Source organism: Carboxylicivirga sp., assembly GCF_982718395.1.
The window spans coordinates 1-10,556 of sequence record NZ_CEXQWX010000194.1 but is presented as its reverse complement, the minus strand read 5'-3'; the positions used below and the strand labels follow the sequence as shown (position 1 = coordinate 10,556).

Annotated in this window: 10 protein-coding genes; 4 read left to right on the top strand and 6 right to left on the bottom strand. The window is 37.9% G+C overall.

All coding sequences use genetic code 11. The features are described from left to right. Positions 1-278 (bottom strand): hypothetical protein (locus AC4MRQ_RS22625; protein WP_491200002.1); only part of this gene is annotated, 278 nt, incomplete at its 3' end. A 118-nt stretch (positions 279-396) separates the two neighbouring features. Between AC4MRQ_RS22625 and AC4MRQ_RS22620 the strand changes: the two genes are divergently transcribed. Then, complete coding sequence (locus AC4MRQ_RS22620; protein ID WP_491200001.1) at positions 397-1,272, top strand: DMT family transporter; 876 nt, start codon at positions 397-399, stop codon at positions 1,270-1,272. 45 nt (positions 1,273-1,317) lie between these two features. Here the strand turns inward: AC4MRQ_RS22620 and AC4MRQ_RS22615 are convergent, their stop codons facing one another. Continuing rightward, complete coding sequence (locus tag AC4MRQ_RS22615) at positions 1,318-3,579, bottom strand: aconitate hydratase (protein WP_491200000.1); 2,262 nt, start codon at positions 3,577-3,579, stop codon at positions 1,318-1,320. 185 nt (positions 3,580-3,764) lie between these two features. On the opposite strand from AC4MRQ_RS22615, the gene AC4MRQ_RS22610 reads away from it, so the two are divergent. From AC4MRQ_RS22610 to AC4MRQ_RS22600, 3 genes are all read left to right on the top strand, one after another. Next, positions 3,765-5,009: an ABC transporter permease gene (locus AC4MRQ_RS22610; protein ID WP_491199999.1), complete on the top strand. Its 1,245-nt coding sequence runs from the start codon at positions 3,765-3,767 to the stop codon at positions 5,007-5,009. Between the two features lie 151 nt (positions 5,010-5,160). Further along, positions 5,161-5,640 (top strand): SRPBCC family protein, encoded by a 480-nt coding sequence (locus tag AC4MRQ_RS22605; protein WP_491199998.1) that lies wholly within the window; start codon positions 5,161-5,163, stop codon positions 5,638-5,640. Positions 5,641-5,648: 8 nt separating this feature from the next. Continuing rightward, on the top strand, positions 5,649-6,185 hold the full coding sequence (locus AC4MRQ_RS22600) for a CIA30 family protein (RefSeq protein ID WP_491199997.1): 537 nt from the start codon (positions 5,649-5,651) through the stop codon (positions 6,183-6,185). Between the two features lie 371 nt (positions 6,186-6,556). Here the strand turns inward: AC4MRQ_RS22600 and gap are convergent, their stop codons facing one another. From gap to AC4MRQ_RS22580, 4 genes are all read right to left on the bottom strand, one after another. Further along, positions 6,557-7,564 carry a type I glyceraldehyde-3-phosphate dehydrogenase gene (gap, locus tag AC4MRQ_RS22595; RefSeq protein ID WP_491199996.1) on the bottom strand — a complete coding sequence of 336 codons (1,008 nt, stop codon included), beginning with the start codon at positions 7,562-7,564 and terminating at the stop codon, positions 6,557-6,559. Between the two features lie 242 nt (positions 7,565-7,806). Then, on the bottom strand, positions 7,807-7,941 hold the full coding sequence (locus tag AC4MRQ_RS22590; protein WP_491199995.1) for a hypothetical protein: 135 nt from the start codon (positions 7,939-7,941) through the stop codon (positions 7,807-7,809). Between the two features lie 225 nt (positions 7,942-8,166). Next, positions 8,167-8,634: a hypothetical protein gene (locus AC4MRQ_RS22585; RefSeq protein ID WP_491199994.1), complete on the bottom strand. Its 468-nt coding sequence runs from the start codon at positions 8,632-8,634 to the stop codon at positions 8,167-8,169. Positions 8,635-8,784: 150 nt separating this feature from the next. Then, on the bottom strand, positions 8,785-10,556 hold a 1,772-nt coding region (locus AC4MRQ_RS22580), incomplete at its 5' end, for a WD40/YVTN/BNR-like repeat-containing protein (RefSeq protein WP_491199993.1).

Genomic DNA, 10,556 nt, shown 5'->3' with positions numbered 1-10,556 from the left:
CTGCCTTTTATGTTGTCATCGAAAAGTGGCCTACTCTGATTGGTCTCTAAATCTGCCAACATATAGGTTATATGCGAACCACCGGGCATTTCATTAGGTGTACGCGGTGTGTAAACTGCATAGATCAATTTTGAACCATCAGGATGCATTTGAACCATGCGGGTGGACTTGAGTTGTAACAGTTCTTTAGGAGTTAAAACATTTTGTGCTTTTGTGGAATGGCCTCCAATAATAATTAGTAGGGCCAGTAATATTCCGACATTAAATTGTAAACGCATAGTTGTTGAAATTGAAATTTGAATAAAGATAGAAAGATTGAACCTGAAACGGTATGATGGATATTAGTTTCAATTAGTCAAATAGAAAAAAACACTAGTTTTGCAGAAAAATTGACTTATGCCCTGGAGAAAAAAATGGTTTCAGTTTGCTATTTTGTTTTTGCTTGCCTTTGTTTGGGGAAGTTCATTTATCTTAATGAAGATTGGCTTGAAAAGTTTTAGTAGTGTGCAAACGGCAGCTTTACGTATCGGATTTGCTTCTTTGTTTCTTTTGCCGCTTTCCATAAAGCATTTAAAAAGCCTTAAACTAAAAGATCTACCTCCTGTTTTAATTGCAGGTTTTATTGGGAGCCTCATACCAGCCTTTTTATTTACAAAAGCGCAAACACGTATTGATAGTGCTTTGGCCGGGATGCTTAACTCTTTAACCCCGGTTTTTACCCTTATCATTGGCATCTTGTTTTTTAAGATTAAAAAACGATCAACACAGATAGTTGGGATTTCATTGGGGCTCTTGGGCGCTTTGGGATTAATCGCATCAGGTAATGAAATTGCTCTGTCGAATATAAACAGTTATGCTTTTTTTATTGTATTGGCTACTGTTTGTTATGCTATCAATATCAATGTGGTAAAAACATACCTTACACATTTGAATGGTAGTCAGATTACTTCACTATCTTTTTTCTTCATAGGACCGGTTGCAGCCATTTACTTTCTGACCTCAGATATTCAAATGGCCACACAAAATGAGGATTGGTTAATTCATTTAGGAGCGCTGGCACTGCTGGGTATTATTGGAACGGCGCTGGCCATGTTACTTATGAATACGCTTATTCGCTATGCTTCGGCTGTTTTTGCATCATCGGTAACCTATGTTATCCCTATATTTGCAATTATGTGGGGGATGATTGATGGTGAATTAATTACACTTTATCATTTGTTGTTTATGGGAGTAGTGCTGGTAGGTGTTTACTTAATTAGCAGAAAAAAATAAGGGCTGCCCAACAGAACAGCCCATATAATTTCAACTATAATCGAATTATTTCTGTTGCTTAATTAAGTTCAGTGCCGAACCAGCTTTGAACCATGCTATTTGTTGCTCATTGTAGGAGTGGTTAGTAACGATCACTTCTTTAGAGCCGTCAGCATGAGCGATTTCTAATTGTAATGGTTTACCGGGAGCAAAAGCATCAAGGTCAAGGAAGTTGAATGTATCATCTTCTTTAATCTTATCATAGTCAGCTTCATTGGCAAATGTTAAACCAAGCATACCTTGTTTTTTAAGGTTCGTTTCGTGGATTCGCGCGAAACTCTTCACCAAAACAGCACGAACACCCAGGTGACGTGGCTCCATGGCAGCATGCTCCCGTGATGAACCTTCACCATAGTTATGGTCGCCCACAACAATAGTTGGTATACCAGCTGCTTTGTATGCGCGTTGCGTTACTGGTACTTCATCATATTCACCTGTCAATTGACTTTTTACTTTGTTCGTTTCTTCGTTGAAGAAGTTAACGGCACCAATCAACATGTTATTTGAAATATTATCCAGATGACCTCTGAACTTTAACCATGGACCTGCCATTGAGATATGATCTGTTGTACATTTACCTTTGGCTTTAATTAAAAGCTTGGCTCCGGTTATGTTTTGGCCGTCCCAAGGCGTAAATGGTGAAAGCAATTGCAAACGCTCACTATCAGGGCTCACCACCACTTCCACACCTGAGCCATCTTCTGCAGGAGCTTGGTAACCTGCATCCTCTACATCAAAACCTTTAGGAGGTAATTCATAACCGGTTGGTTCTTCCAGTTTTACTTCCTGGCCATTTTCGTTTTTAAGAGTATCAGTAATTGGATTAAAACCAAGATCACCGGCAATGGCTAATGCAGTTACTAATTCAGGTGAACCAACAAATGCATATGTATTAGGGTTACCATCCGCACGCTTGGCAAAGTTGCGGTTAAACGAGTGGACGATTGTGTTTTTCTCCTGTTTCTCAGCTCCGGTGCGATCCCACATTCCAATACATGGGCCACAGGCATTGGCAAATACCTCGCCACCCATTTGATTAAAGGTGTCAATTAAACCATCGCGCTCAATGGTGTATCGTACCTGTTCTGATCCAGGAGTGATTTTAAACTCACCTGCTGCTTTTAGGTTTTTCTCTGCTGCCTGCTTTGCAATAGAAGCCGCTCGAGAGATATCTTCATACGATGAGTTGGTACATGAACCAATTAAACCAACTTCCACTTTTAAAGGCCAGCCATTTTTCTCAGCTTCTTCACGCATTTTAGAGATAGGTGTTGCTTTATCAGGCGTAAAAGGTCCGTTCAAATGTGGTTCCAAGGTATTTAAATCAATCTCAATAAGCTGATCGAAGTACTTTTCAGGGTTAGCGTATACTTCAGCATCTGCAGTCAGGTGTTCTTTTACTCCATTGGCAGCTGCAGCAACATCTGCACGATCGGTTGCTTCCAGGTATCGTGCCATAGAAGCATCATATCCAAAGGTTGAAGTTGTAGCTCCAATCTCTGCTCCCATATTACAAATGGTACCTTTACCTGTACAACTTAATGATTCAGCACCTTCACCAAAGTATTCAACGATGCAGCCAGTTCCTCCTTTAACAGTTAACAGACCAGCTACTTTTAAGATAATGTCTTTTGGTGCAGTCCAGCCATTCAGTTTACCAGTTAGCTTAACACCAATTAATTTTGGAAATTTTAACTCCCAAGGCATACCAGCCATTACATCAACCGCATCAGCACCACCAACACCAATTGCAACCATACCTAATCCACCAGCATTTACAGTGTGTGAGTCGGTACCAATCATCATACCTCCGGGGAAAGCATAATTTTCAAGTACTACCTGGTGAATGATACCTGCACCTGGTTTCCAGAAGCCAATTCCATATTTGTTTGATACTGAACTTAAAAAGTCGTACACCTCTTTGTTGGTTACCGCAGCTGTAGCCAAATCTTTATCAGCCCCAACTTTAGCCTGGATCAGGTGATCGGCATGTACCGTTGATGGCACTGCAGCTTTGGCTTTTCCTGCCTGCATAAATTGCAACAATGCCATTTGAGCAGTTGCATCTTGCATCGCTACCCTGTCAGGATTGAAGTTAACATACGACGCGCCACGTTCAAAAGACTTATTTGGTAACACATCAGCCAAGTGTGCATACAAAATCTTTTCGGTTAAAGTTAAAGGCTTGTTGAGCAACTGGCGTGTTTTTTCAACTTTACCGGGAAGCTCAGCATACACCTTTTTAATCATTTCAATATCAAAAGCCATTTCACTATCGGTTTAATATTATTATTGTCTTATTTCTATCAATTTAAAAGGATAACAAAGCTACTAAAAACTGCTAATTTATTATCATGTTTTTAACAGTTCAAATACAATTTGGTTGTGCAATGTGAGGCATTGAATTTCTTTTAGTAACTTGATGCCTCATTTACGACTGCAATCTACCCAATATGAAGATAACGCTTATCTACGAAAACCTGCGTATTGCTTTAGGATCGATCCGAACAAATCTCTTACGAACCATATTGACCATTTTAATTATAGGTATTGGCTTAACAGCATTGATTGGAATTCTGACCGCAATATCTTCCATCGAAGCTACGATAAGTAATAAGTTTACTGGTATGGGTGCTAATTCATTTACTATTGAAAACCGAGGAATGAATGTCCAGATTGGTAAACGTAAACTGAGAAATAAACGCTATGGTTTTATATCTTTTAAAGAGGTCATGCAGTTTAAAGATGAATTTGATTTTCCGGCTATTGTGGCTGTTTCGCATACTGCAACAGGGGCGGCAACAGTTAAACATGAGTCTGATAAGTCGAATCCTAATGTAATGGTGATTGGTGTGGATGAGAACTTTATGGATGTGGAAGGTCATAATATTGAGCAGGGGCGTAATTTTTCTGCTCAGGAGATAAAAGATAACCGCTATGTTGCAGTGTTGGGAAGTGCTTTGGCAAAGAAGGTTTTTCCGAATGATCAGAATCCGATTGATAAAATAATTGTTACAGGTGGAGCCAAATATAAGGTTATCGGTGTGCTGGAGGAAAAAGGCGCTGGTTTCGGATCGCAAAGTGATAATATCCTGTTATTACCCGTAACCAATGTTCGTCAGGTTTTTAGCCGTCCAAGTATGTCATATAAGATTGTGGTTAAGGCCAATGATAGTGGTCAGGTTGATGTGGCAATATCTGAAGCAACTGGCTTATTTCGTGTCATTCGCCGGTTAACAATTCATGATGAAAATAACTTTAACGTCAATAAAAGTGATAACCTTTCACGATTATTAATTGAAAGCACAGGAAGTGTAACATTGGTTGCTTCAATAATTGGTTTAATTACATTGTTGGGTGCTGCTATCGGATTGATGAATATTATGTTGGTGGCTGTTGCCGAAAGAACAAGAGAAATTGGTATAAGAAAGGCCATTGGAGCAAGTAGTAAGGCTATTAGAAATCAGTTCTTGTTTGAATCAATTATCATTGGTCAGTTAGGCGGTATAGTAGGAATTGTATTAGGCGTATTTGTGGGTAATTTAATGTCAATGGTTATGAAATCTGATTTTATAGTACCGTGGAATTGGGTTATTCTCGGTGTAATTGTTTGCCTTATTGTTGGTGTGCTCTCAGGTTTAATGCCTGCCATAAAAGCATCAAAACTCGACCCGATAGAGTCGTTACGATATGAGTAAAAATGAGTCAATAATTGTCTATCTAAATTATCTAATAGTTAAACAAAATTCATCTTTCTAAGTTATCTTAAAAAAGATATAACCAATTACTTTCGATCTTCCTAAAGATGGAAGGTACTTTGGTTGAGTATCAGAAATAAAAACCGGAAAGATGGCGTTCTATCAATTTTCACGTAAGTTTACTCTTAATGCATCGCTTGAAGAGGTTTGGAGTTTTATAGCTACTCCTGCTAACTTAATGAAGATTACTCCTTCTTCATTGAGTTTTGAAATAATGACACCTGATTTACCATCACAAATGTACGAGGGATTAATTATACACTATCATGTAAAACCTCTTGCTGGAATTAGAACAAATTGGGTTAGTGAAATAACACATATTAAGACAGGAAGATATTTTGTCGATGAACAACGGATAGGACCTTATAAAATGTGGCATCATGAACATTGGTTGCAGCCGATTAAGGGTGGAGTGGAAGTATTGGATATTGTCAGCTACCAGCCTCCATATGGTTTAATTGGAAGAATAGCCAATACTTGGTTGATAAAACAACGATTAACCGAAATATTCGCTTACAGGCAAAAGGCAATTATAAATCATTTCGAAGAGGAAAACAAGGCTAATAGATAACGATCAAAATGATGACTGGATTGGCAATTTTAATACTAAGTTTTATGAGTGGTGTGGGGCAGTTCTTGATATACGATTTTAAGAAGAGTGATGATCTTTTGAATTGGGAGATCATTAACGATGGTGTTATGGGCGGTTTATCCAAAGGAACTGTTTCCGTGAATGAAGATGGTCATGGAGTATTTTCAGGTAATATTTCCCTTGAAAACAATGGTGGGTTCTCTATGGCGAGATATAGTTTTCAATCGTTAGAAACCAAAGAATATAACAAAGTTGTAATTCGGCTTAGAGGAGATGGAAAGCGGTATCAGTTCAGGATAAAGGCCAATAGAAGGGATAGACATTCTTATGTTCAACATTTTCAGACTAGTGGCGAATGGCAACAGATAGAAATAGGTTTAAATGATATGTATCCAACATTTAGGGGACAACTACTAAATATGCCAAATTATCCAAAAGTATCAATGGATGAAATTGCATTTCTGATTGCGAATAAAAAAGCAGAATCATTTCGCCTTGAAATTGATTACATCAAACTAAGATAGTAGAGGTTTAAGAGTGAATATTTCACCTTATAATGATTAACAAACTAGAATTTAAACTGCATTTATACACCAACCGTTATTATGGATTATATACCTACTACAAAATTGGTATTGACAAACCTGCTATAATGTCTTATTATGCTGTAGAAATCACTAATAGCAGGAAAATGATAGGTTCAGGCTGTAGGTAGTTGGTGAGGGTTTATTAATAAGTAGGACAATTTTTAAATTATCACAAATAGGTTAGAGTTCTTAAAAGGTTGGAACCCAGAACCTGAAACTATTGGGCCTGTTCCTTATTTTTATTCGTGATAGATAATAAAAAAGGCTTCCAATCCGGAAGCCTCTTTTAATATGATTGAAAGAATCAATTATTTTACTGATTCCATGTATTCGATCAATTCACATACTTTAGCTGAGTAACCCATTTCGTTGTCATACCATGATACAACTTTTACGAAAGTGTCAGTTAAAGCGATACCTGCTTTCGCATCGAAAACTGAAGTTTGAGTTTCTCCAATGAAATCATTAGAAACAACAGCATCTTCAGTGTATCCTAAGATACCTTTCAATTCGCCTTCAGAAGCTTCTTTCATAGCTGCACATACTTCTTCGTAAGAAGCACCTTTAGCTAAGTTTACAGTTAAATCAACAACTGAAACATCAGGAGTTGGTACACGGAAAGCCATACCAGTTAACTTACCATTCAACTCAGGAATTACTTTACCTACAGCTTTAGCAGCACCAGTTGATGAAGGGATGATATTTTGACCAGCACCACGTCCACCTCTCCAGTCTTTCATAGAAGGACCATCTACAGTTTTTTGAGTTGCAGTAGAAGCGTGAACAGTAGTCATCAAACCGTCAACAATACCGAATTTGTCATTCAATACCTTAGCAACAGGAGCTAAACAGTTAGTAGTACAAGAAGCGTTTGACACGAAAGTCATGTCGTTAGTGTACTTAGTGTTGTTAACACCCATTACAAACATTGGAGTGTCGTCCTTAGAAGGAGCAGACATCACAACTTTTTTAGCACCAGCGTCGATGTGACCTTGTGCAGTTTCTTTTGTTAGGAAAAGACCAGTAGACTCAACTACGTAGTCAGCGCCTACAGCACCCCAGTTAATGTCAGCAGGGTTTCTTTCAGCAGTAACACGGATTTCGTCACCGTTAACAAATAATTTACCGTCTTTAACTTCAACAGTACCGTCAAAACGACCGTGAGTTGAATCATACTTCAACATGTAAGCCATGTAATCTACATCGATCAAATCGTTGATAGCAACAACTTGAACAGTTCCTTTAGCTACAGCCTGACGGAAAACGAAACGTCCGATACGGCCAAACCCGTTAATCCCAATCTTGATTTTTGACATTTTATTGCTTTTTTAAGAATTGTTTTAATAAGGTCTTCAAAAATGCGACACAAAAGTAGCAATTCATAATTAAATCATCAAGAAATACGAAAATGATTTTCTTAATAAACTTTAAATTGTGAAGATTAATTTGCTGGTGGAAGTAAGGGGATAACGTTGGGTACATAAAACAAAAAAAGTAACATAAAAGTAAGGACTAACCTTCTTCTATGTTACTTGTAATTTTTTTCAGACTGTATTATTTACGCTCTTACAGTGTTATTGTCAACTACAACTTCAGCTTGTCCGTAGGCAGGACAGTCTTCTGTACTTTTGCATGAACTCATTCCCAACACCATCAAAAATAAAACAGCAGCAATCAACGAAATCTTTTTCATTTTTTTTTCCTTTACTTAGTCTGTAAAAATAGGAGATAATTCTAAATCTCCAAAATGTTTTAGTTTACAAGGCAGTAAACGAGAAAAGTAAGTTTGGGTTTCATTTTATATAGCTAACTTGGGCAATGGGTTATTTTCCTTTGTGAATGTTCCGTTTTTTTACACGAATACAAAATAAAAAAGAAACCCTGCGAATCCGCAGGGTATAAAAGATATTAAGGTGTTTTATTCTGGCCATCTGATGGTTTCGTCATCCACCCATTCCGGACCTATCTGGATAGATGTAATAGCGTCTTCATCTAACCAGATATTAATATTTTCTTTCTCGAAGACATATAGTTCTTTGTCGTCAAACCTATCTTCATGCATGTCTTCAAGATCATATTCTCCCATGTCCAAACTATTAAGCCTGGCCAGAAAATCATCTTTTGACATACCTACTTTAATGGCGTCATGTAGAATGAAGTTTTCAGTCTCAAAGGAGATTTCAACCAATTTGTAGTCTTCTTCCTTGTCAAACGACATGGAAATACCCATTTCATCGAAATAAAGTACGTTAGCTTCGGCGCCGTTGCCATAGTCTTGTACTTCTGTTTCATCAGGATCGCCTAAGTAATTAGATACTTCATGTTCTTCCATCCCGAATTTGATGCTGCCGAATCCGATGTGCGGCATAATGGCTTTTGGTGTCATTTTATTTTTAAAATATTAAAGTTAATGGGGTAAATATAAAAAACCCATTTCAGATAAGCTACAGTTTTTGTTAAGAGAACTTTAAAAGATGTCAGAAGACCGAAGTATACTCAATTTATTAAACTTCGGTCTTCGATCTTTAGTCTTTATTTATTTCCATTGTGGGATGCGTCCTTTAGTGTAGGGCGCATTTAACTTATCCAATTGTTTTCTGACCTCAGGTAGTTTTGTTTCTGCAACAGCTTTTACTTGTTCCAGAACAGGAGGAAATTTCTCTTTCAAAATTTCATAGCTGTTCTTTGATGTACTTGTTATATTAGAAGTGCTGTTTATTTGCGCCCAGATAATACTGTTAAGTCGATTCATTAATGGCATTTCGGCAGGTGGAATTTCTTCCCAACTTGCTTTAGCTTTTAATCCTTTAAATGCAAAATATATCTCGTCTAATTCTTTTTGAATTGCATTTAGAGATGGCAATACTTCTGTGTGCGTACCAGGCAATACAAGCGCTGTTTGTTTCATAGCGGCTACCTCTTCTTTCATTTCGTTCAATAAAGCCAAAGTACCATTCATTACTTTTGAAAGTTTGCTGACTTCTTTTTGGAAGGCTACCATTGCCGGCCTGTCTTTGGCAGGCAGAGTGGTGTTATTTAATGCAACAACTTCAAATTCTTTCGGACCTGCAAGTTTAGTTGCTTTACCATTTTGAACCTGATCAATTTCAACGGTGTATTTGCCCGGAAGGACAAAAATGCCGCCTTCAGATTTTTTGAAAGGATCAAACTTTTTTGTTTTAACAATTTCTGAGCTATTGTATTGTAAATCCCAGTTAAAACGTGTGATACCTTTAGAAGGCTTTTTTGTAAAGGTTCGAATCACACTTCCTGATTCATCCTTAATGCTAACTAACAAATAAGCTGGCAGTTCCTTCTCTTCTGCTTCAAGTTCTGCCCATGATGGTTGAGGAATGCGTTCACCATTTTTGAATAGCTCTTTTTCCTTTTCTCGTCGAATCTGTCGCTCGGTTTTCGGTGTTTCTTTCTGGAAGAATGTAAAAGTTGCGCCATACTCAGGATTAGGTGCACCATAATAAGTTGCTCCCTGACCATAAATCTTGTCAACCTGCATAAATAAAAGTGCGTCCTTTATTTCAAACAAATGTGCATCTTTTTCTGGAAGTTGTTCAGTTAATTCACGAAGCGGTGTGTAATTATCCAATACGTAGAAACCACGTCCGAAAGTAGCCATTACTAAGTCGTTTTCACGCTCTTGAATCGCAAGATCACGAACAGCAATTGTCGGAATACCGGCTTTCAATTGCGTCCAGTTAGTACCTTCGTCAATACTGAAGAAAATTCCAAACTCCGTTCCGGCAAATAATAGCTCAGCACGTTCAGTGTCTTGTTCAAGCGTGTGAACAGTTCCATTTTCAGGAAGTCCATTTATGATTGCTTTCCAACTCTGTCCTTTGTCAGAGCTTTTTAATATATATGGTTTAAAGTCGTCGCTCTTCATGCCGTCAAAAGTGGCATATACCACATTTTCATCGAAGCGGGAAGCATAAATATCACTTACGTAGGTATGAGCAGGGACTCCTGGAAAAGCACCTGCCTTGCGCCATGTTTGACCATCATCTTCTGTTATCTGGATGAGACCATCATCTGATCCGGCATAGATCAATCCGGCTTTTACCGGCGATTCATCCAATGACACAATTGTGTTGTATTGTGAGGTAGAAACATCTTTGGATACCGCATCAGCACTCCAGTATTTACCCATTACAGGCCAGGTGTTACGGTCAATTTGAGCAGTTAAATCATCAGAGATAACTTCCCATGTATTTCCACGGTCGATACTTTTAAATACCTTATTAGCTGCCATGTAGATAGTTGTTGGATTATGCTTACTTAATATTAATGGGG

Coding starts and splice junctions, on each gene's coding strand:
- AC4MRQ_RS22620 (WP_491200001.1), top strand. CDS start 397: ATGCCCTGGAGAAAAAAATGGTTTCAGTTTGCTATTTTGTTTTTGCTT.
- AC4MRQ_RS22615 (WP_491200000.1), bottom strand. CDS start 3,579: ATGGCTTTTGATATTGAAATGATTAAAAAGGTGTATGCTGAGCTTCCC.
- AC4MRQ_RS22610 (WP_491199999.1), top strand. CDS start 3,765: ATGAAGATAACGCTTATCTACGAAAACCTGCGTATTGCTTTAGGATCG.
- AC4MRQ_RS22605 (WP_491199998.1), top strand. CDS start 5,161: ATGGCGTTCTATCAATTTTCACGTAAGTTTACTCTTAATGCATCGCTT.
- AC4MRQ_RS22600 (WP_491199997.1), top strand. CDS start 5,649: ATGATGACTGGATTGGCAATTTTAATACTAAGTTTTATGAGTGGTGTG.
- gap (WP_491199996.1), bottom strand. CDS start 7,564: ATGTCAAAAATCAAGATTGGGATTAACGGGTTTGGCCGTATCGGACGT.
- AC4MRQ_RS22590 (WP_491199995.1), bottom strand. CDS start 7,941: ATGAAAAAGATTTCGTTGATTGCTGCTGTTTTATTTTTGATGGTGTTG.
- AC4MRQ_RS22585 (WP_491199994.1), bottom strand. CDS start 8,634: ATGACACCAAAAGCCATTATGCCGCACATCGGATTCGGCAGCATCAAA.